We start from the raw sequence: 20,957 nt of genomic DNA, 5'->3' as shown, positions 1-20,957 counted from the left end.
AACATTGGATGAACATCCTGTCATCCGCTTGCTTAACACAAACGCGTCCTGCGTCCGTGAGACGAACAGCTCCCTTCCAGATGGAAAGGAGCTGTAAAACTTCTGTTACGGATTATTCTGCTGCAGGTTGCTCAGTTGTTTCGTCCTGAGAAGGTGCGGTAGCTTCTTTGATGCTCAGACGCACACGACCCTGACGGTCAACTTCGAGAACTTTAACCGGCACTTCCTGACCCATCTGCAGGTAATCAGTCACTTTCTCAACACGCTTGTCAGCGATCTGAGAGATGTGAACCAGACCTTCTTTACCGCCGCCGATGGCAACAAATGCGCCAAAGTCTACGATACGGGTCACTTTACCCTGATAGATACGGCCAACTTCGATTTCAGCAGTGATCTCTTCGATACGACGGATAGCGTATTTTGCTTTCTCGCCGTCGGTTGCTGCGATTTTCACAGTACCGTCATCTTCGATTTCGATGGTGGTGCCTGTTTCTTCAGTCAGCGCACGGATCACAGAACCACCTTTACCGATCACGTCCTTGATTTTGTCCGGGCTGATCTTGATGGTGTGGATGCGTGGAGCAAACTGAGAGATATCGCCACGTGGGGTGCTGATAGCCTGTTCCATCACGCCCAGAATGTGCAGACGCGCACCCTTAGCCTGGTTCAGAGCCACCTGCATGATTTCGCGGGTGATACCTTCGATTTTAATGTCCATCTGCAGCGCGGTGATACCGTCGCGGCTACCGGCCACTTTAAAGTCCATGTCGCCCAGGTGATCTTCGTCACCCAGAATGTCGGACAGAACGATAAAGCTTTCGCCTTCTTTAACCAGACCCATTGCGATACCCGCAACAGCGGCTTTAATCGGCACGCCTGCATCCATCAGGGCCAGAGATGCGCCACAAACAGAAGCCATTGAAGATGAACCGTTAGATTCAGTGATCTCAGAAACCACACGTACGGTGTACGGGAAGTCTTCTGGTTTTGGCATCATCGCCAGCACGCCACGTTTAGCAAGACGGCCATGGCCAATCTCACGACGTTTTGGCGAACCCACCATCCCGGTTTCACCTACAGAGTATGGAGGGAAATTGTAGTGGAACAGGAAGCTGTCAGTTTTCTCGCCCATCAGCTCATCCAGGTTCTGTGCATCACGGGCAGTACCCAGTGTTGCAGTTACCAGCGCCTGAGTTTCACCACGGGTGAACAGAGCAGAACCATGGGTACGTGGCAGAACACCAGTACGCACGTCCAGACCACGGATCATGTCTTTTTCACGGCCATCGATACGCGGCTCGCCACGCAGCACACGGCTACGCACGACGTTTTTCTCGATGCTGCCCAGAATGTCAGAGATTTCGCCAGCGTCCAGGGATTCGTCTTCAGCTTGCAGAGCCTGAACAACGTCAGCCTTGATCACGTTGATCTGGTTGTAACGCTCTTGTTTCTCGGTGATCAGATACGCATCACCCAGACGGGATTCAGACAGTGCAGCAACGCGGGCATGCAGCTCAGCGTTAACCACTTCTGGCTGCCAGTCCCATTTTGGCTTACCGGCTTCAGCAACCAGTGAGTTGATGTTGTCGATAACGATTTGTTGTTGTTCGTGGCCGAATACGACCGCGCCCAGCATCTGATCTTCGCTCAGCACTTCAGCTTCAGATTCAACCATCAGAACCGCGCCCTGAGTACCGGCAACAACCAGGTCCAGACGGCTTGTTTTCAGCTCATCTGCGGTTGGGTTCAGAACGTACTGGTCGTTGATGTAACCAACGCGTGCAGCACCGATTGGGCCGTTGAATGGAATACCAGACAGGCTCAGGGCAGCAGACGCACCGATCATCGCAACGATGTCAGGGTTAACTTGTGGGTTCAGGGAAACCACAGTCGCGATAACCTGAACTTCATTCAGGAAGGAGTCCGGGAACAGAGGACGAATCGGACGGTCAATCAGACGTGAAGTCAGGGTTTCGCCTTCGCTTGGACGGCCTTCGCGACGGAAGAAGCTACCCGGGATACGACCAGCAGCGTAAGTACGCTCCTGATAGTTAACCGTCAGCGGGAAGAAGCTCTGACCTGGTTTGGCTTTTTTCTGGCCAACAACGGTAACGAATACCGCGGTGTCGTCCATGCTAACCATAACAGCGGCAGTTGCCTGACGAGCCATCATGCCGGTTTCCAGCGTAACGGTGTGCTGGCCGTATTGGAATTTACGAATAGTCGGATTAAGCAATGTAATATCCTTTTGTATGGTGCGCAGCTGTTATGACAGCAGTTCACACCGATAAATATCCGAGCTTCTCACTACATTCTCGCGACTAATGACAATCCTTATTTACCTGACAAAGTGGCAATAAAGTCTCTCATTAGCCGCGCGAAAACATCTGTAACGGAAGTTCATGTTCTTAGAATAACAGTAGAAACAGCAGCCATACAGTACCCTGATTTGGCTTTGCTTCCTAGAATAAAGGGGCCTATTGGCCCCTTTACACTGAAACTCGCTTGATTAGCGACGCAGACCCAGACGTTCGATCAGGCTGGTGTAACGTGCTACATCTTTACGCTTCAGGTAGTCCAGCAGTTTACGACGCTGAGAAACCATACGCAGCAGACCACGACGGCTGTGGTGATCTTTTTTGTGCTCTGCAAAGTGACCTTGCAGATGGTTAATTTGAGCAGTCAGCAGAGCAACCTGAACTTCGGTAGAACCACTGTCGTTAGTGCCGCGACCGAAGTCGGAAACGATCTGAGCCTTAGCTTCAACGCTTAGAGACATAATCTTACTCCAAAATATTATAGATAATTAAACGGGTGCCGATCTCTAATTCAGCAACCCAATGCATAAGCTGCGCTATTCTACCCTTTGCTATATATGATCGCAAGGTGAGCAGAAAGCGCTTAATCCGTGTATTCGACCACTAAACGACGCGGCGCAATGCGGCCATCATCATCGATTTCGCCTACACCAATAAACTTACGTTCTTCGCCTTCGGTGATGCGAACCATGCCGCTGACTGGCGCGCCCGATGCCTGCACAGGTTGACCCTGTTTGACATAGCCGGCGACCACAGGCAGCAGATTCACTTCCGGGAAGTCTTCACATGCGCTGTCCATCGGCAACAACAATGGATCCAGCAGTAAGCGCGGTTCAATACCCTGCTCTTCTGCCTGAGCGATCAGTTCATGGAGTTTTTCCATGGTGACCATCCGCTCTGAAGGATACGTTGCCACCTGCAAACGACGCAGATAGGTGACGTGTGCGCCACAGCCCAGCTTCTCGCCCAGATCATCCACAATCGTGCGGATGTAAGTGCCTTTTGAGCAATGGATTTCCAGCTCAACTTCAAAGCCTTCCCAGCGTATGAATTTCAGTTCATACACGGTAATGCTGCGCGATTCACGCGGCACTTCGATACCCTGACGGGCATACTCATACAATTTCTTCCCTTCATATTTCAGTGCTGAATACATGGAAGGAATTTGCCGGGTTTCCCCACGGAAACTGTCGAGTGCGTCATCCAGTTGCTGCTGAGAGAAGGTCATTTCACGTTCGGAAATGATGGCACCTTCAGCATCTGACGTATCTGTGCGTTGTCCCATGCGGGCAATCACGCGATAGCGTTTGTCAGAATCGAGCAGGAACCGGGAAAACTTGGTCGCCTCGCCTAAGCACAGCGGCAACATGCCGGTCGCTAAAGGATCGAGCGCACCGGTATGTCCTGCGCGGTTAGCGTTATACAGGCGTTTAACCTTTTGCAGGGCATCGTTAGAAGACAAGCCTAAAGATTTGTCCAGTAGCAGAACGCCGTGTATATCACGGCCGCGGCGACGTGGGCGACTCATTATGCGTCCTCGTCATCGCCTGCAGCTGAACGGCGTTCAGCATCGTTTTTCACGACGTTGGTCACCAGATTGGACATACGCATACCTTCAACCAAAGAGTTGTCGTAAGCGAAAGTCAGTTCTGGCACGACACGTAAACGCATCGCTTTGCCGATCAACGTACGGATGAAACCTGACGCGTCCTGCAAGGCTTTGATGCCATTTTTAACACGATCAGGATCGTGGTTGTCAGTCGTCAGCACGTCCAGGAAGGTCACGAACACTTTGGCGTAAGCCAGATCACGTGAAACTTCAACGCCTGACACTGTCGCCATGCCTACGCGCGGGTCTTTGACTTCGCGCTGTAAGATGATGGCGATTTCTTTTTGCATCTCCTGAGAGACACGCTGAGTACGGCTAAATTCTTTTGCCATGATGCTTTTCTCCTCACTTGCTCCAGACAAATAAGGGGGCGCAAGGCCCCCCATCTGGATATCAGCTACTTCGCAAACGTTAAGCGATAGTACGTTTGATCTCGATGATTTCGAAGACTTCGATCACATCACCAGTACGCACATCGTTGTAGTTCTTAACGCCGATACCACATTCCATGCCGTTACGAACTTCAGCAACGTCATCTTTGAAGCGACGCAGGGATTCCAGTTCGCCTTCGTAGATCACCACGTTTTCACGCAGTACACGGATTGGGTTGTTACGCTTGATCATACCCTCAGTGACCATACAACCTGCAATAGCGCCGAATTTCGGTGACTTGAACACGTCACGAACTTCAGCCAGGCCGATGATTTGCTGTTTGTATTCTGGCGCCAACATACCGCTCATCGCCTGTTTGACTTCGTCAATCAGGTTATAGATAACGGAGTAGTAACGCAGATCCAGGCTTTCGCTTTCTACAACACGGCGGGCAGACGCATCTGCACGGACGTTGAAGCCCAGAATGATCGCGTTGGAAGCCGCAGCCAGTGTCGCATCAGTTTCGGTGATACCACCGACACCCATACCGACGATCTTAACTTTAACTTCGTCAGTAGACAGGCTTTGCAATGCATCGGAAATCGCTTCACAAGAACCCTGAACGTCTGACTTCAGAACGATGTTCAGTTCAGAAACTTCACCTTCGGTCATGTTCGCGAACATGTTTTCCAGTTTAGATTTCTGCTGGCGAGCCAGTTTAACTTCACGGAATTTACCCTGACGATACAGAGCCACTTCACGTGCTTTTTTCTCATCACGTACAACGGTAACTTCATCACCCGCAGCCGGTACACTGGACAGACCCAGTACTTCGACAGGGATAGAAGGACCCGCAGACGTAATATCACGACCCATTTCGTCACGCATCGCACGGACACGGCCGTATTCGAAGCCGCAAAGAATGATGTCGCCTTTGTTCAGCGTACCTTCCTGAACCAGTACGGTAGCAACCGGGCCACGACCTTTATCCAGGAAGGATTCGATCACAACACCGCTTGCCATGCCAGTGCGAACAGCTTTCAGTTCCAGAACTTCGGCCTGCAGCAAGATAGCCTGCAACAGATCGTCGATACCGGTACCGACTTTCGCAGAAACATGGATGAACTGAGATTCGCCGCCCCACTCTTCCGGCATAACGCCGTACTGAGACAGTTCGGTACGAACGCGGTCTGGATCAGCATCTGGTTTATCGATTTTGTTTACCGCAACAACGATTGGCACGCCAGCCGCTTTCGCATGCTGAACCGCTTCGATAGTTTGCGGCATCACGCCGTCATCGGCGGAAACCACCAGAACGACGATGTCCGTTGCCTGAGCACCACGAGCACGCATAGAGGTAAACGCGGCGTGTCCTGGTGTATCCAGGAAGGTGATCATGCCGTTTTCGGTTTCTACGTGGTAAGCACCGATGTGCTGAGTAATACCACCGGCCTCGCCTGCTGCCACTTTCGTTGAACGAATGTAGTCGAGCAATGAGGTTTTACCGTGGTCAACGTGGCCCATGATGGTCACAACCGGAGCACGAGGCTCAGCGGCTGCGGAAGCACCAGTGTCACGATCGCTCATCAGCGCTTCTTCCAGTTCGTTCTCACGACGCAGGATAACTTTGTGGCCCATTTCTTCTGCAACCAGCTGAGCAGTTTCCTGATCAATCACTTGGTTGATGGTTGCCATAGCGCCCAGTTTCATCATGGTTTTGATGACCTGAGAACCTTTCACTGCCATTTTATTGGCCAGCTCAGCAACAGTAATGGTTTCGCCCACGACAACATCGCGGTTTACGGCAACAACAGGCTTGTTAAAGCTCTGCTGCAGCGTACTTGGCTTGCGCTTGCCTTTGCCGTTACGGCCGACAGCACGGGCTTCTTCGCGATCCGCTTTAGATTCGGACAGCTTGTTGCCTTTTTTCTGTTTGGTTGCTTTACCACCGCGGGTACGGCTGCGACGTTCGCCTTCAACTTTGGCGTCATTTTCGTCTTCAGCGGCACGAGCATGGGTAGAAGTGGTGACATGATAGTCAGCAGATTCTGATTCGCTTGGTGCGGTAGCTTCAGTCCAGACACCCGAGTCAGCCATTTTACGGGCCTCTTCTGCGATGCGTTTAGCGTTTTCTTCGATCTTACGCTGGGCTTCTTCTTCCGTTTTGCGTTTAAGCTCTGCGGCTTCAGCTTCACGGCGTGCTTTCTCTGCCTGAGCTGGTTTAGTTACTTCATCGGTATTTTGGTTGGTCACTTTATCTTTTTCCGCTGCATCACGCTTAGCTTTATCAGCGGCCTCACGTTTAGCTTGCTCTTCGGCGGCGCGTTTGGCTTTTTCCTGAGCTTCGCGCTGGGCTTGCTCTGCTGCTGCACGCTGTGCCTGTTCTTCCGCGTCACGCTTCGCCTGCTCTTCCGCTTCGGCCTGGGCAACTTCTGCCTCGGTCATATCACGTTTAACATAAGTGCGTTTCTTGCGGACCTCGATTTGCACCGATTTACTCTTCCCGCCGGTGCTCGGAATATTCAGTGTACTACGCGTTTTGCGTTGTAACGTCAGTTTGTTTGTCGCACCGGCATTTCCGCCATTCAGGTGCGCCAATAAAGTTTCTTTTTCTTGCTGGGTCACAGAGTCAGCTTCGGACTTTGAGATCCCTGCATCAGCAAATTGCTGTACCAGGCGATCTACCGGAGTCTGAATCTCTGCCGCCAGCGATTTTACAGTTACATCTGTCATGCTGTTCCTTCCTGCTACAGTTTATTACGCGTTGTCGCCAAACCAGCAGATATTGCGCGCGGCCATGATAAGTTCACCAGCCTGCTCGTCAGTAAGACCTTCAATATCAGCCAGATCGTCGACACCCTGCTCGGCAAGATCTTCCAGCGTACAAACCCCTTGTGCAGCCAGTTTAAATGCCATGCTGCGTTCCAGACCCGCCAGGTTAAGCAGATCGTCAGCAGGCTTTTTGTCACCGAGACTTTCTTCCTGAGCTAAAGCCAGTGTGGTCAGCGCTTCTTTCGCACGTTCGCGCAGCGCATCCACGGTGTCTTCATCCAGGCCGTCGATTTCAAGCAGTTCGTTGACTGGCACGTAAGCCAGTTCTTCAAGCGTAGAGAAACCTTCTTCAACCAGAACCGTGGCGAAATCTTCATCGATGGCCAGATATTTGGTGAAGGTATCAATCGCAGCGTGTGCCTCAGCCTGATGTTTGGCTTGCAGGTCGTCTGCTGTCATCACGTTCAGTTCCCACTTGTCATCACCACGATGCTGTTTCAACAGTTGGGAGGCTAAACGCACGTTCTGGCCATTACGGCCAATCGCCTGTGCCAGATTGCTGGCTTCAACGGCGATATCCATGGTGCACTTGTCTTCATCAACCACTATGGACGCGACATCTGCCGGGGCCATGGCGTTGATAACGAATTGCGCAGGGTTGTCATCCCAAAGGATGATATCGATACGTTCGCCGCCCAGTTCACTGGAAACAGCCTGAACGCGTGCACCACGCATGCCGACACAAGCACCGACGGGGTCGATACGTTTGTCGTTAGTTTTCACGGCAATTTTTGCACGGGAGCCAGGATCACGGGCTGCCGCTTTAATTTCGATCAGCTCTTCGCCGATTTCTGGCACTTCAATGCGGAACAGTTCAATCAGCATCTCGTTACGTGAACGGCTGACGAACAGCTGAGCACCACGTGCTTCAGGGCGAACATCATACAACACGCCACGAATACGGTCGCCGGAGCGGAAGTTTTCACGAGGGAGCATGTCTTCACGCAGGATAACGGCTTCAGCATTGCTGCCTAAATCCAGTGCGATGCTGTCGCGGTTAACTTTCTTAACGACGCCAGTGACGATTTCACCTTGCTGCTCACGGAACTGATCGACCACCATCGCGCGCTCAGCTTCACGTACTTTTTGTACGATAACTTGTTTAGCGGTCTGTGTGGTAATACGGTCGAAAGTGACCGATTCGATTTGGTCTTCGATATATCCGCCGAGTTCGATTGACGGATCTTCGTATTGCGCAGCTTCAAGGGTGATCTCGCGGGTTGGCTGAGTCACTTCGTCGACTGCCACCCAACGACGGAAGGTATCAAAGTCACCGGTTTTGCGGTCAATGCTGACGCGGACTTCGATTTCCTGCTCGTATTTTTTCTTGGTCGCCGTTGATAATGCAATTTCCAGCGCTTCAAAAATCTTCTCGCGCGGGAGGGATTTTTCATTAGAAACTGCTTCTACAACAGCCAGAATCTCTTTGTTCATCCTAGTTGCCTCTTCCAAACTCTTTAAAAGTGGGGTACCAGGTTCGCTTTCTGGATGTTGCTCAGTGCGAACACTTCATCTTTCCCTTCCACCGTCACCGTGATCATCTCGCCTTCGACAGCTTTGATAATGCCCTGCCATTTACGACGGTTCTGCACGGCCATACGCAGGACAATGCTGACTTCGTCGCCGAGAAAACGTTGATAATGTTCAGCGGTGAACATAGGACGGTCAAGGCCTGGAGAGGAAACTTCCAGGTTGTAGGCGACGGTGACTGGATCTTCAACGTCCAGTACAGCGCTCACCTGGTGGCTGACATCAGCACAATCATCAACATTGATCCCGGCGTCACTATCAATATAGATGCGCAACGTCGATTGGCGAGCCCGAACGAACTCGATGCCCACCAGCTCAAAGCCAAGTGCCTCGACTGGTGCTGTAATCAGCTCTGTTAATTTTTGTTCTAATGTGGACAAGCCCACCCCCAAGACATAAAAAAAGGGCTAAATAGCCCAGTGATTCTGTTGCCAAATAACAAAAAACCCCGATAAATCGGGGCTTTATGCAACTGGACCCTATTCGCCGCAAAGCGGCTTCGGTACAACTTTCGCGAAGTATTTATTTCAAATCGAAGCTTTCAAATGGGAACTGCAGAACATCACAGGAAGACCGAAAGTCTATTTGAAATAAACACTTAGGGAAAGTGGTTGCGGGGGCCGGATTTGAACCGACGACCTTCGGGTTATGAGCCCGACGAGCTACCAGGCTGCTCCACCCCGCGTCCGAAAACGTGGCAAATACTACGCCGATAATCGCTAAAAAGCAAATTATCATAAAGATTGGTACCGAGGACGGGACTTGAACCCGTAAGCCCATTCGGGCACTACCACCTCAAGGTAGCGTGTCTACCAATTCCACCACCTCGGCACTCTTTTTTTCGCAATCGCTTATACTGTCCGAGCATAAGCCATTGTTTGAAAACTGGTCTTCTTTCTAAAAGAAGTTTACTGCTTAGTGAGGAACATCACTGTTAGGCGCTGCTGGAGCTGCCGGTGCAGTTGTCTGCTCAGTTTTCACTGGCTGACTCAGATTTTCCCACTCACTGCCTTTTTGGCCTTTATTGGTGCTCATGTTCCCGAGAATCAAACTAATGATAAAGAACAATGCTGCCAAAATGCCGGTCATACGGGTCATGAAGTTACCGGAACCACTCGAACCGAACAATGTGCCAGAAGCACCTGCTCCGAAAGAGGCTCCCATATCAGCGCCTTTACCTTGCTGCAGCATAACCAGAGCGACAAGCCCGATTGCTACGATAAGGAAAATCACCAGAAGAGCGTCGTACATAGTAGTACCTGTATCCTCGCGGGTTCACCGCATGCCAATTGCTTCTCACCATTTAGCAGGTCATCAAAGGACCCACTGAAGCGGGTGTGAATACTAACCAAAGCCGTATTGCCGTGCAAGGGCAATTTTCATCAAACGGTTTGTTTGCGGAAAAAAACGGCAAATCTGGATAAATCCGGCGACAGGGATGTTCAGTCGCCAGGCATACACCGAAAATTTACCGTTTTTTATCAGCTTACGCTTTCACTGCTTTTACGGCGTCAGCAATGCGGTTAGCCAGTTTTTCCACCAGTTCCGCATCTTCCCCTTCCACCATGACCCTCAGCAGAGGTTCGGTGCCAGACTTACGCAGCAATACGCGGCCCCGTCCGGCCAGCTGTTTTTCAACCTCAGCCGTCACCTGCTTCACTTCTTCTGCTTCCAGAGGATCATGTTCCCCCGCAAAACGGACGTTGATCAGGATCTGCGGAAGTAACTTCATGCCGCTGCACAGGTCGTGCAGACTCATATGGTTACGCACCATCGCGGTAAGCACTTGCAAACCGGCAACAATACCGTCACCCGTGGTCGTTTTATCCAGCAGGATGATATGCCCGGAGTTTTCAGCGCCGATCCGCCAGCCTTTTTCCTGCATTTTTTCCAGTACGTAGCGGTCGCCCACTTTCGCACGGGTAAAGGGAATGCCCAGCTGTTTCAGAGCCAGTTCAAGCCCCATGTTACTCATCAGTGTACCGACAGCACCGCCTTTCAGCTGCCCCTGACGGAGTCCTTCACGGGCAATGATGTAGAGGATCTGGTCGCCATCCACTTTATTGCCTTCGTGATCGACCATGATCAGGCGATCGCCGTCACCGTCAAATGCCAGCCCGACGTGGGCTTTTTCTGCCAGAACGCGTTGCTGCAACTGGCGGACATCCGTTGCGCCGCATTCTTCATTGATGTTCATCCCGTCAGGCTCACAGCCGATGGTGATGACTTTGGCACCCAGTTCACGCAGCACGCTTGGCGCAATGTGATAAGTTGCCCCGTTGGCGCAATCCACGACAATTTTCAGACCATTCAGGCTGAGTTCGCTCGGGAACGTGCCTTTGCAGAATTCGATGTAACGACCCGCGGCATCGACGATGCGGCTGGCTTTGCCCAGCTCGGAAGATTCCACGCAGGTCAGGGGTTTTTCCAGTTCGGCTTCAATGGCCTCTTCCACTTCATCGGGCAATTTTGTGCCATCGATGGTGAAGAATTTGATGCCGTTATCATAGAAAGGGTTATGCGAGGCAGAAATGACAATGCCCGCTTCCGCACGGAAAGTGCGGGTCAGATACGCCACCGCCGGTGTCGGCATTGGCCCGGTGAAAGAGGCCGACAGCCCCGCAGCCGCAAGACCCGCTTCCAGCGCCGATTCCAGCATGTAGCCGGAGATACGCGTATCTTTGCCGATGATCACTTTACCTGAGCCGTGGCGCGCTAACACTTTGCCCGCAGCCCAGCCCAGTTTGAGAACAAAATCAGGCGTAATCGGCGTATCGCCTACTTTTCCGCGGATGCCATCTGTCCCAAAGTATTTACGGTTGCTCATAATTAATTTTTATCCCTTGCAGAAAGTGTCGCTTCCACGATACGCATCGCTTCACCGGTTTCTTTAACATCATGTACACGGACTATCTGAGCACCTTGCATGGCTGCAATGACCGCGCAGGCAACGCTGCCGGTTACCCGCTTCTCGGGGGAGACATGCAGAAGTTGTCCCACCATCGATTTCCTCGACATTCCCACCAGAAGCGGCAAGCCGAAATGATGGAACTCAGCCAACCGGGCGAGTAACTGATAGTTATGTTCTAAATTTTTACCGAAACCGAAGCCCGGGTCGAGCAGCAATTTGTTTTTCGGAATGCCGGCATTCACACAACGCGCAATTTGCTCAACAAAATACTGATCCACCTGCGCAACGACGTTGTCGTAGTGCGGGGATTGCTGCATCGTTTTAGGATCGCCTTGCATATGCATCAGACAAACAGGCAAGCCGGTTTCTGCGGCGGCCTGCAAGGCGCCGGGCTCCTGCAAAGAGCGGATATCGTTGATCAGATGCATGCCTGCGTTTGCCGCTTCGCGGATCACGGAGGCCTTCGACGTATCGACGGAGATCCAGACATCAAAACGACGCGCGATAGCTTCCACGACCGGCACCACGCGGGCCAGTTCCTCATCTTCGCTGACTTCTGCAGCTCCGGGGCGCGTTGATTCACCGCCAATATCGAGAATGGTTGCCCCGGCATCGACCATCGCCTGCGCATGTCTGAGCGCCAGATCTAAGGTGTTATGTCGCCCGCCGTCGGAAAATGAATCGGGGGTCACATTCAGGATCCCCATAACCTGGGGGAAAGTAAGGTCGAGCGTGAATTCTCTGGCTGTAAGGTGCATCAATCATGTCCCTTCTGATGAATCAATCATGGCTGTATCGGTTTCTGGCGCAAAGAATGCACGCATAAAAAACCCCGGGCAAGCCCGGGGTTGAGTGTTAACAGCGTTATTTTCCAGTCAGCCGCTTATTTGCCGCTGAATTGCTCAAACATCGTGTTGCCAGGGTTCGGCGTACGAGGTTCGTCAACAGGCGTTGGCGCTTTTGGCGCACCGCCGTCGTTAGAATTGCCGTTACCGTTTTTACCGTTAGCATCATCCCAGCCAGCTGGCGGACGAACTTCTGTACGGTTCATCAGGTCATCAATTTGCGGAGCATCGATGGTTTCATACTTCATCAGGGCATCTTTCATCGAATGAAGGATATCCATGTTTTCCATCAGCAGCGTACGCGCACGAATATAGTTACGTTCAACCAGAGATTTCACTTCCTGATCGATGATGCGGGCAGTTTCATCAGACATATGCTTGGCTTTCGCCACTGAACGGCCGAGGAAGACTTCGCCTTCTTCTTCCGCATACAGCAACGGACCTAACTTCTCTGAGAAGCCCCACTGCGTCACCATGTTACGCGCAATCGATGTCGCCACTTTGATGTCATTCGAGGCACCGGTAGAGACTTTTTCCACACCGTAGATGATTTCTTCTGCAAGACGACCACCATAAAGGGTAGAGATCTGGCTTTCGAGTTTCTGACGGCTGGCACTGATCGCATCGCCTTCAGGCAGGAAGAAGGTCACACCTAATGCACGGCCACGAGGAATAATCGTCACTTTGTGCACAGGGTCGTGTTCAGGAACCAGGCGGCCAATAATGGCGTGGCCCGCTTCGTGATACGCGGTAGATTCTTTCTGCGATTCGGTCATCACCATGGAGCGACGTTCAGCACCCATCATGATTTTGTCTTTGGCTTTTTCGAACTCAACCATCGACACCACACGTTTGTTACCGCGTGCGGAGAACAATGCCGCTTCGTTGACCAGGTTAGCCAGATCAGCACCTGAGAAGCCAGGTGTACCACGGGCGATCACGGAAGCATCAACATCGGTAGCCAGCGGAACGCGACGCATGTGAACTTTCAGGATCTGTTCACGGCCACGGACATCTGGCAAGCCCACCACAACCTGACGGTCGAAACGGCCCGGACGCAGCAATGCAGGGTCCAGAACATCCGGACGGTTAGTTGCAGCAATCACAATGATACCTTCGTTACCTTCGAAGCCATCCATCTCAACCAACATCTGGTTCAGTGTCTGTTCACGTTCATCGTGACCGCCACCTAAACCCGCACCACGCTGACGGCCAACGGCGTCAATTTCATCGATGAAGATGATACATGGAGCAGCTTTCTTCGCCTGTTCGAACATGTCACGCACACGGGATGCGCCCACACCGACGAACATTTCTACGAAGTCAGAACCGGAAATCGTAAAGAATGGTACTTTCGCTTCACCTGCAATGGCTTTCGCCAGCAAGGTTTTACCGGTACCCGGAGGACCCACCATCAGAACGCCTTTAGGAATTTTACCGCCCAGTTTCTGGAAACGGCTTGGTTCGCGCAGGTAATCTACCAGTTCGCTCACCTCTTCCTTCGCTTCGTCACACCCGGCAACGTCAGCAAACGTGGTTTTGATTTGGTCTTCCGTCAACATGCGGGCTTTGCTTTTACCAAAGGACATTGCCCCTTTGCCACCGCCGCCCTGCATTTGTCGCATAAAGAATATCCAGACGCCAATCAGAAGCAGCATCGGGAACCAGGAAATGAAGATAGTCGCCAGGAAACTCTGCTGTTCAGGCGGTTCTCCAACAACTTTCACGTTTTTACTCAGCAGCGTATCCAGCAATTTAGGGTCATTGACTGGGATATAGGTTGTGTATTTGCTGCTGTCTTTTTTGATAACGTCAATCGCACGTCCATTGATACGTACTTCACGAACCTGGTCTTGGGCCACTTCGGTCGTAAACGTCGTGTAATCGACTTTACTGCCGTTAGATTCGCTGGGCCCAAAACTCTGAAATACAGACATCAATACAACTGCGATGACCAACCAGAGGATCAGGTTCTTCGCCATGTCACTCAAGGGATTAACCTCATATTACAACTGTGTTAACAAACAGCGTTAGGGAACTACAGTTTCCGCCCTGTCGCTACGATGTACACTTCTCGCGAACGTGCTCGGGAAGCGTCTGGCTTACGAATCTTCACCTTCGTAAACAGGGAGCGAATTTCCCGCAGGTATTCATCAAAGCCATCTCCCTGAAACACCTTCACCAGGAAACTTCCGCCTGGTGCTAATACATCCCGACACATATCCAGCGCTAATTCAACCAGATACATCGATTTTGGAATATCGACTGCCGGAGTACCGCTCATATTCGGGGCCATATCGGACATGACCACCTGAACTTTGTTTTCTCCCACGCGATCAAGCAGCGCTTTGAGAACTAATTCATCACGAAAATCCCCCTGAAGGAAATCGACTCCAACGATGGGATCCATAGGCAAAAGGTCACAGGCGATAATCCGTCCCTTGTTACCGATTTGCGTTGCCACGAACTGTGACCAACCGCCCGGCGCCGCACCTAAATCGACGACTGTCATACCCGGTTTAAACAGCTTATCGCTTTGCTGTATTTCATCAAGTTTAAACCAGGCGCGGGAACGCAGACCTTTTTTCTGTGCCTGTAGCACATATTTATCGCTAAAGTGTTCCTGCAACCAGCGACTGGAACTTGCAGAACGCTTCTTATTTGACATTATTTAGTAACCATATAGTTTTCCAACTACCCTGAGTTAGAGCCTTTGGAACAAGGTGTTAGCGTCATGACGTCTATGGCTAAGTCAGTATAAATCCCTTCCCGAAGCAGTCCGGGTTGGTGATATACATGAGATGGCGGTAGAATGACCCGTTTTCAATCCCAACTTAAGCAAAAAAGACGATGAATCTTAACAATAAACAAAAACAGTACCTGAAAGGTCTGGCACATCCACTGAAACCGGTTGTCATGCTGGGTAACAACGGCCTGACTGAAGGTGTGCTGGCCGAAATTGAACAGGCGCTGCAACATCACGAACTGATCAAAGTTAAAGTCGCGGCAGAAGAACGCGAAACGAAGACCTTGATCGTAGACGCAATCGTGCGTGAAACCAAGGCGTGTAATGTGCAAGTCATCGGCAATATGCTGGTACTTTATCGCCCTTCCACCGAAGACCGCAAAATTATCTTACCGCGTTAATGCGTTAAGGTTTAACGAAAAGCGCTGTAGATTTTCGGAAAGGTGCCACGAAATCACGTTCATGGAAAGGTCTGAACAGGCCTTTTTACTTTAGTTTTCAATTTACTGTGAAGTGATTCACTGCATGAATGTGCGAATTACAGGGCGAAACATCACGTTTCGCCCTTTTTAATGCAGATTTTAGAGGTATTCGACTTTTAATACTTCAAACTCGACATCGCCGCCAGGCGTTTTGATCACCACGACGTCATCCTGCTCTTTCCCGATCAAACCACGTGCAATCGGGGAATTCACAGAAATCAGATTTTGCTTAAAATCTGCTTCGTCATCGCCCACGATGCGGTAAGTCTGTTCTTCGTCAGTGTCCAGATTCATCACGGTCACAGTGGCGCCAAAAATGACCCGGCCAGTGGCAGGCATTTTAGTCACATCGATCACCTGAGCGTTCGACAGCTTGGCTTCGATTTCCTGGATACGACCTTCACAAAAACCCTGCTGTTCACGCGCAGCATGGTATTCAGCATTCTCTTTTAAATCGCCGTGTTCACGTGCGGTCGCGATATCAGCAATGATTTTCGGGCGACGGACGCTTTTCAAATGGTCCAGCTCTTCACGTAATCTTTCTGCGCCACGCAATGTCATCGGAATCGGTTTCATATATTTATTACCTCTAACTTGGTCCTTTCGGTAAACACCGTCCTGATTGAATCAGGTAAGAAATTAAGCCAGCTCTTCTGACCGACTCTCTGGCGAAAAACAAAAAAAACCTCACCCGGGGTTGCCACCAGGCCAGGAATCATTTTGCAATTTGATTCGTATTTTAACGTAGAGTTCCTTGAGGATCATCGTTTACTTTCAGCCACGTTGCGCCTGGGTTCGTAGCATCGTAGTATGGCACCACATTATCCTGCCGTTACCCAGAGCCTTTACTCAAAATAATGCGTTTTTTACGAATTGTCAGTGGATTAGCATGCGCGTTTGTTCTGAATACAAATGCGGCTCAGATCGAAAATTACACAGAATATCTGCCAGACGGCACGAATCTGGCTGTGCTGGTACAGAAAATTGGCGCGCCTGCGCCTGCGATCGATTACCACGGCACCCAGATGGCGCTGCCGGCGAGTACGATGAAGATTCTGACCGCTCTGGCAGCCCTGTTACAGTTGGGGCCTGATTTCCGGTTCACGACGACCCTTGAAACCCCGGGCTCCGTTTCTGATGGTGTGCTCAAAGGGGATCTGGTGGCGCGTTTTTCCGGTGATCCGACGCTGAAACGCCAGAATATTCGCAATATGGTTGCCATGCTGAAAAAGCAGGGTGTGAAGGAAATCACGGGGGATGTGGTGATTAACACCTCGGTGTTCGCCAGCCATGATAAAGCCCCCGGCTGGCCGTGGAATGACATCACCCAGTGTTTCAGCGCCCCGCCAGCCGCCGCCATTGTTGACCGTAACTGTTTCTCAGTATCTCTGTATAGCGCGCCAAAACCGGATGAAAATGCTTTTATCCGCGTCGCGTCTTACTATCCGGTGCACATGTTCAGTGAAGTACGCACGCTGGCAAAAGGCTCTCCGGATGCACAATACTGTGAACTGGACGTCGTTCCCGGGGAATTCAACCGCTATACGCTCACCGGTTGCCTGACCCAGCGCAGCGAGCCTTTACCCTTAGCCTTCGCCATTCAGGACGGCGCCAGTTATGCCGGTGCGATTTTGAAAGACGAGCTGTTGCAGGCAGATATTCAGATTGATGGCACGCTGAAACGCCAGACACAGCAGACGCCGGCCGGTACCGTTCTCGCACAAACACAGTCAGCGCCCCTGCATGATTTGCTTCATCAGATGTTGAAGAAATCGGACAACATGATCGCCGATACCGTCTTCCGGACCATCGGTCATCAGCGTTTTGGCGTGCCGGGAACATGGCGTGCCGGTTCAGATGCTGTGCGTCAGATTTTGCGTCAGAAAGCAGGCGTGGATTTAGGTAACTCGATTCAGGTTGATGGCTCCGGTCTTTCACGCCATGACTTGTTATCTCCTGCCACCATGATGCAGGTGCTTCAGTACATCGCCCAGCATGATAAAGAGTTAGATTTTATCTCGATGCTGCCACTGGCGGGTCATGATGGCACCCTGCAGTATCGCGGCGGTCTTCATGAGGCAGGTGTTGACGGCAAAGTGTCGGCGAAAACCGGCTCACTGTCAGGTGTCTATAACCTTGCCGGTTTTATCACCACAGCCAGCGGACAGCGTATGGCCTTTGTTCAGTTCCTCTCAGGCTATGCCGTTCCCCCTGAAGATCAACGTACACGGCGGGCACCGCTGGTACGCTTTGAAAGCCGTCTTTACAGGGATATCTACCAAAATAATTAAACACGGAGAAGTGCCAGACGATGAAACTGCTGATAGTTGAAGATGATGAACTTTTACGGCAGGGATTAATGCTGGCACTTACCAGTGACAATTATGCCTGCGACTGCGCAGCGACGGCGGCCGAGGCGCAAAGCCTAATCCAAACCAGCCAGTACAGTCTGGTGATCCTTGATTTAGGATTGCCAGATAAAGATGGCGCAACCTTGCTGCGTCAGTGGCGACGTCAGGCTGTTTCCCTGCCCGTGCTGATCCTGACCGCCCGTGATGCGCTTGAAGACCGGGTTGATGGACTGGACGCGGGTGCCGATGACTACCTGATTAAACCTTTCGCGTTGGCTGAATTGCAGGCACGGGTTCGTGCACTCATCCGCCGCTATCAGGGACAAAGTGACAATCTGATCGCCGTCGGCAACCTGAAAATCAATCTTTCCTCGCAACAAGCCTATCTCGACGACGCGCCGGTAGAAGTCACGCCAAAAGAATTCGCCATTTTATCACGCCTGATGATGCGCGCCGGGCAGACCGTCAACCGCGAGTTGCTGCAGCAAGATCTCTACACCTGGCAGGATGATTTAGGATCTAACACGCTTGAAGTGCATGTCCATAATTTGCGCAAGAAACTGGGTAAAGAAGTGATCAGGACGGTGCGTGGCATCGGCTATCGTCTGGAAATGCCCGTATGACCAGTATGCGTCGCCGCCTGCTGGTTATGCTGGCCCTGATCCTGTTCGTGACGCAACTGACCAGTATTTTCTGGCTGTGGCATGAAAGTCAGGAGCAAATTAACCTGCTGGTGAATGACACACTGTCGGCCAAAGTCCGCAACGCGCATGTTGAAAAGGAAATTGCTGAAGCCATTGCTTCGCTGATCGCCCCTTCTTTGCTGATGATGAGCATCACGCTGGTGTTATCGTTCTGGGCAATCAGCTGGATTATTCGTCCTCTCAATCAGTTACAAAAACGACTGGAAACCCGCTCGGCCGACAATCTTTCGCCTCTGCCGCTGAACAGCGAAATCAGGGAAGTCGTCGCCGTCACCAACGCCCTCAATCAGCTTTTTTCGCGCCTCTCCAGCACCATTCAACAGGAACGGTTGTTTACCGCCGATGCCGCGCATGAATTGCGTACGCCGCTGGCTGGCGTCCGGCTGCATCTGGAAATCATGCAACAAAAAGGCGTGGAAGGCAGCGATACGCTGATTGGCCGCATCGATTCGCTCATGCATACCATCGAGCAATTGCTCATGCTCGCCCGTGCCGGACAGAATTTTGCTAAAGGCGAATATCAGCAGGTTGACCTGGTCAATAACGTCATTGAACCGCTCAAAGAAGAACTGGGTGAAATGCTCAGTGAACGCGGCCAGAACTTGCAAATACACCTGCCGCCCCGGGCTGAAATTCAGGGCGATGCGGTGCTGCTGAGGCTGATGGTGCGCAATCTGGTGGAAAATGCTTACCGCTATGGTCCGGAAAACAGCGACATCACCCTGTCGATTGCGCCGCAGGAAAAGGGTTTTCTCATCCAGATTGACGACGCTGGCCCGGGTATTGATGAAACCAAAGCCAGTGAACTGACGCAGGCTTTCAAGCGTGTCGACCAGCGTTATGGTGGCAGCGGTCTGGGCCTGAATATTGTGGTGCGGATTGCCCATCTGCATGGTGGTACGCTGACATTGCGTAACCGCAGTGGTCACACGGGGCTTAGCGCACAATGCTGGCTGCCGGATGTCGCGCTGCAAAGCTCACTGACACTTTCCCCCGACACCCGTTAACGCGGGTCACAGAAAGCAAAAAGGCTGCCAGAGGCAGCCTTTTGTTTAGCGATGGAACGCGAATGTCAGGGATTAACGTTCGTAGATGATTTCGACACCTTCGTCATCATCTTCGTCCCAGTCATCATCCCAGTCGTCATCAGCTTCAGCTTCCACTTCAGCCAGTTGTTCACGGTGATAGTCATCCCACATGAACTCAACTTTCTCTGGTGCCGCTTCTTCAATCGCCATGTGTTTAGGGTTTTCGTTGATGAATTTCATCACGTCCCAGCACAGGGCATTAACGCCTTCACGGTTAGCTGCGGAGATCAGATAATAATTACCTTCCCAGCCCAGAGCTTCAGCGATCGCTTTAGCACGTGTTTCCGCTTCTTCTTTCTCAATCAAATCAACTTTGTTGAACACTAACCAGCGCGGCTTTTCGGCCAGCTTGGCGTTGTATTGTTGCAACTCGTTGATGATCACTTTGGCGTTTTCGATCGGATCAGATTCATCGATCGGAGCAATATCAATCAGGTGCAACAGAACGCGGCAGCGCTCAAGGTGTTTCAGGAAGCGGATACCGAGGCCCGCGCCTTCAGAAGCCCCTTCGATCAGACCCGGGATGTCAGCAACCACAAAGCTCTGCTCGTGATCCATACGCACCACACCCAGGCTTGGCACCAGTGTGGTAAACGGATAATCCGCGACTTTTGGTTTTGCCGCAGAGACAGAACGGATAAACGTCGATTTACCGGCATTCGGCAGACCCAGCATACCCACATCGGCTAACAACATCAGTTCAAGAGCGATATCGCGCTCTTCACCTTTGGTGCCCATGGTTTTCTGGCGTGGTGAACGGTTCACGGATGATTTGAAGCGGGTGTTACCCAGCCCGTGGAAACCGCCTTTAGCCACCATATTAATCTGACCGTTTTGGGTCATATCGGCCAGAACTTCGCCGGTGCTCTGGTCAAGAACACGCGTTCCGACAGGCACTTTAATGGTGATATCTTTACCGCGTTTACCGGTACAGTCGCTGCTCTGACCGTTAGTACCGCGCTCAGCACGATAAGATTTCACAAAGCGGAAATCGATCAGCGTATTGAGGTTTTCATCAGCAAGCAGGTAAACATCGCCGCCATCGCCACCGTCACCGCCGTCAGGACCGCCACGTGGAATGTATTTTTCGCGGCGGAAGCTGACGCACCCGTTACCGCCATCACCGGCCACAACCAGAATCGTGGCTTCATCAACAAACTTCATTTGTA

At 51.6% G+C, this 20,957-nt stretch carries 18 protein-coding genes and 2 tRNA genes; 4 read left to right on the top strand and 16 right to left on the bottom strand.

Annotated features, from left to right (window positions below; genetic code table 11):
• Positions 1-112: 112 nt before the first annotated feature.
• From pnp to rlmE, 14 genes are all read right to left on the bottom strand, one after another.
• The gene (pnp, locus tag J9880_RS10220; protein ID WP_095923652.1) at positions 113-2,236 is read right to left on the bottom strand and encodes a polyribonucleotide nucleotidyltransferase; all 2,124 of its coding nucleotides are present in this window, start codon (positions 2,234-2,236) and stop codon (positions 113-115) included.
• A 273-nt stretch (positions 2,237-2,509) separates the two neighbouring features.
• Positions 2,510-2,779, bottom strand: coding sequence for a 30S ribosomal protein S15 (gene rpsO, locus J9880_RS10215; RefSeq protein WP_014333706.1), 270 nt, complete (start codon positions 2,777-2,779; stop codon positions 2,510-2,512).
• Positions 2,780-2,901: 122 nt separating this feature from the next.
• The gene (gene truB, locus J9880_RS10210; RefSeq protein WP_232770400.1) at positions 2,902-3,846 is read right to left on the bottom strand and encodes a tRNA pseudouridine(55) synthase TruB; all 945 of its coding nucleotides are present in this window, start codon (positions 3,844-3,846) and stop codon (positions 2,902-2,904) included.
• Positions 3,846-4,259, bottom strand: a complete 414-nt coding sequence (gene rbfA, locus J9880_RS10205; protein WP_095923654.1) for a 30S ribosome-binding factor RbfA — start codon at positions 4,257-4,259, stop codon at positions 3,846-3,848. The genes truB and rbfA overlap by 1 nt, the downstream gene beginning before the upstream one ends.
• Positions 4,260-4,338: 79 nt before the next feature.
• Positions 4,339-7,032, bottom strand: a complete 2,694-nt coding sequence (gene infB / locus J9880_RS10200; RefSeq protein WP_095923655.1) for a translation initiation factor IF-2 — start codon at positions 7,030-7,032, stop codon at positions 4,339-4,341.
• A 24-nt stretch (positions 7,033-7,056) separates the two neighbouring features.
• The gene (nusA, locus tag J9880_RS10195; RefSeq protein WP_119823399.1) at positions 7,057-8,565 is read right to left on the bottom strand and encodes a transcription termination factor NusA; all 1,509 of its coding nucleotides are present in this window, start codon (positions 8,563-8,565) and stop codon (positions 7,057-7,059) included.
• Positions 8,566-8,588: 23 nt separating this feature from the next.
• The gene (gene rimP / locus J9880_RS10190; RefSeq protein ID WP_147243271.1) at positions 8,589-9,041 is read right to left on the bottom strand and encodes a ribosome maturation factor RimP; all 453 of its coding nucleotides are present in this window, start codon (positions 9,039-9,041) and stop codon (positions 8,589-8,591) included.
• A gap of 228 nt (positions 9,042-9,269) precedes the next feature.
• A tRNA-Met gene (locus tag J9880_RS10185) sits at positions 9,270-9,346 on the bottom strand.
• A 59-nt stretch (positions 9,347-9,405) separates the two neighbouring features.
• Positions 9,406-9,492, bottom strand: a tRNA-Leu gene (locus J9880_RS10180).
• 84 nt (positions 9,493-9,576) lie between these two features.
• Positions 9,577-9,912: a preprotein translocase subunit SecG gene (secG, locus tag J9880_RS10175; protein WP_095923657.1), complete on the bottom strand. Its 336-nt coding sequence runs from the start codon at positions 9,910-9,912 to the stop codon at positions 9,577-9,579.
• Between the two features lie 235 nt (positions 9,913-10,147).
• Complete coding sequence (gene glmM, locus J9880_RS10170) at positions 10,148-11,488, bottom strand: phosphoglucosamine mutase (RefSeq protein ID WP_095923658.1); 1,341 nt, start codon at positions 11,486-11,488, stop codon at positions 10,148-10,150.
• Between the two features lie 2 nt (positions 11,489-11,490).
• Positions 11,491-12,330 carry a dihydropteroate synthase gene (gene folP, locus J9880_RS10165; protein WP_232770460.1) on the bottom strand — a complete coding sequence of 280 codons (840 nt, stop codon included), beginning with the start codon at positions 12,328-12,330 and terminating at the stop codon, positions 11,491-11,493.
• Between the two features lie 125 nt (positions 12,331-12,455).
• A complete protein-coding gene (ftsH, locus tag J9880_RS10160) occupies positions 12,456-14,399 on the bottom strand; it encodes an ATP-dependent zinc metalloprotease FtsH (protein WP_095923660.1) in 1,944 nt (647 codons plus the stop codon).
• Between the two features lie 56 nt (positions 14,400-14,455).
• Positions 14,456-15,085, bottom strand: a complete 630-nt coding sequence (rlmE, locus tag J9880_RS10155) for a 23S rRNA (uridine(2552)-2'-O)-methyltransferase RlmE (RefSeq protein WP_095923661.1) — start codon at positions 15,083-15,085, stop codon at positions 14,456-14,458.
• Between the two features lie 182 nt (positions 15,086-15,267).
• Between rlmE and yhbY the strand changes: the two genes are divergently transcribed.
• Positions 15,268-15,564, top strand: a complete 297-nt coding sequence (yhbY, locus tag J9880_RS10150) for a ribosome assembly RNA-binding protein YhbY (protein WP_095923662.1) — start codon at positions 15,268-15,270, stop codon at positions 15,562-15,564.
• A gap of 180 nt (positions 15,565-15,744) precedes the next feature.
• Here the strand turns inward: yhbY and greA are convergent, their stop codons facing one another.
• The gene (gene greA, locus J9880_RS10145; RefSeq protein ID WP_095923663.1) at positions 15,745-16,221 is read right to left on the bottom strand and encodes a transcription elongation factor GreA; all 477 of its coding nucleotides are present in this window, start codon (positions 16,219-16,221) and stop codon (positions 15,745-15,747) included.
• A gap of 281 nt (positions 16,222-16,502) precedes the next feature.
• Here greA and dacB point away from each other — a divergent pair, with 281 nt between their 5' ends.
• The 3 genes from dacB to pmrB are packed head-to-tail and all read left to right on the top strand — an operon-like array spanning position 16,503 to position 19,707.
• Entirely contained in the window at positions 16,503-17,936 is a 1,434-nt protein-coding gene (gene dacB, locus J9880_RS10140) for a serine-type D-Ala-D-Ala carboxypeptidase (protein ID WP_095923664.1), read from the top strand.
• A gap of 20 nt (positions 17,937-17,956) precedes the next feature.
• On the top strand, positions 17,957-18,619 hold the full coding sequence (gene pmrA / locus J9880_RS10135; protein WP_232770399.1) for a two-component system response regulator PmrA: 663 nt from the start codon (positions 17,957-17,959) through the stop codon (positions 18,617-18,619).
• Positions 18,616-19,707: a two-component system sensor histidine kinase PmrB gene (gene pmrB, locus J9880_RS10130; protein WP_095923666.1), complete on the top strand. Its 1,092-nt coding sequence runs from the start codon at positions 18,616-18,618 to the stop codon at positions 19,705-19,707. Before pmrA ends, pmrB begins: the two co-directional genes overlap by 4 nt.
• A gap of 72 nt (positions 19,708-19,779) precedes the next feature.
• Here pmrB and cgtA read toward each other — a convergent pair whose 3' ends face one another.
• Complete coding sequence (gene cgtA / locus J9880_RS10125) at positions 19,780-20,952, bottom strand: Obg family GTPase CgtA (protein ID WP_095923667.1); 1,173 nt, start codon at positions 20,950-20,952, stop codon at positions 19,780-19,782.
• Positions 20,953-20,957 lie beyond the last annotated feature (5 nt).

The sequence above is a fragment of the Rahnella victoriana genome (assembly GCF_021276285.1).
Classification (GTDB): domain Bacteria; phylum Pseudomonadota; class Gammaproteobacteria; order Enterobacterales; family Enterobacteriaceae; genus Rahnella; species Rahnella victoriana.
The sequence above is the reverse complement of the archived record's forward strand: the minus strand, read 5'-3'. Positions and strand labels throughout refer to the sequence as shown.

Coding starts and splice junctions, on each gene's coding strand:
- rpsO (WP_014333706.1), bottom strand. CDS start 2,779: ATGTCTCTAAGCGTTGAAGCTAAGGCTCAGATCGTTTCCGACTTCGGT.
- truB (WP_232770400.1), bottom strand. CDS start 3,846: ATGAGTCGCCCACGTCGCCGCGGCCGTGATATACACGGCGTTCTGCTA.
- rbfA (WP_095923654.1), bottom strand. CDS start 4,259: ATGGCAAAAGAATTTAGCCGTACTCAGCGTGTCTCTCAGGAGATGCAA.
- infB (WP_095923655.1), bottom strand. CDS start 7,032: ATGACAGATGTAACTGTAAAATCGCTGGCGGCAGAGATTCAGACTCCG.
- nusA (WP_119823399.1), bottom strand. CDS start 8,565: ATGAACAAAGAGATTCTGGCTGTTGTAGAAGCAGTTTCTAATGAAAAA.
- secG (WP_095923657.1), bottom strand. CDS start 9,912: ATGTACGACGCTCTTCTGGTGATTTTCCTTATCGTAGCAATCGGGCTT.
- glmM (WP_095923658.1), bottom strand. CDS start 11,488: ATGAGCAACCGTAAATACTTTGGGACAGATGGCATCCGCGGAAAAGTA.
- folP (WP_232770460.1), bottom strand. CDS start 12,330: ATGCACCTTACAGCCAGAGAATTCACGCTCGACCTTACTTTCCCCCAG.
- ftsH (WP_095923660.1), bottom strand. CDS start 14,399: ATGGCGAAGAACCTGATCCTCTGGTTGGTCATCGCAGTTGTATTGATG.
- rlmE (WP_095923661.1), bottom strand. CDS start 15,085: ATGTCAAATAAGAAGCGTTCTGCAAGTTCCAGTCGCTGGTTGCAGGAA.
- yhbY (WP_095923662.1), top strand. CDS start 15,268: ATGAATCTTAACAATAAACAAAAACAGTACCTGAAAGGTCTGGCACAT.
- greA (WP_095923663.1), bottom strand. CDS start 16,221: ATGAAACCGATTCCGATGACATTGCGTGGCGCAGAAAGATTACGTGAA.
- dacB (WP_095923664.1), top strand. CDS start 16,503: ATGCGTTTTTTACGAATTGTCAGTGGATTAGCATGCGCGTTTGTTCTG.
- pmrA (WP_232770399.1), top strand. CDS start 17,957: ATGAAACTGCTGATAGTTGAAGATGATGAACTTTTACGGCAGGGATTA.
- pmrB (WP_095923666.1), top strand. CDS start 18,616: ATGACCAGTATGCGTCGCCGCCTGCTGGTTATGCTGGCCCTGATCCTG.
- cgtA (WP_095923667.1), bottom strand. CDS start 20,952: ATGAAGTTTGTTGATGAAGCCACGATTCTGGTTGTGGCCGGTGATGGC.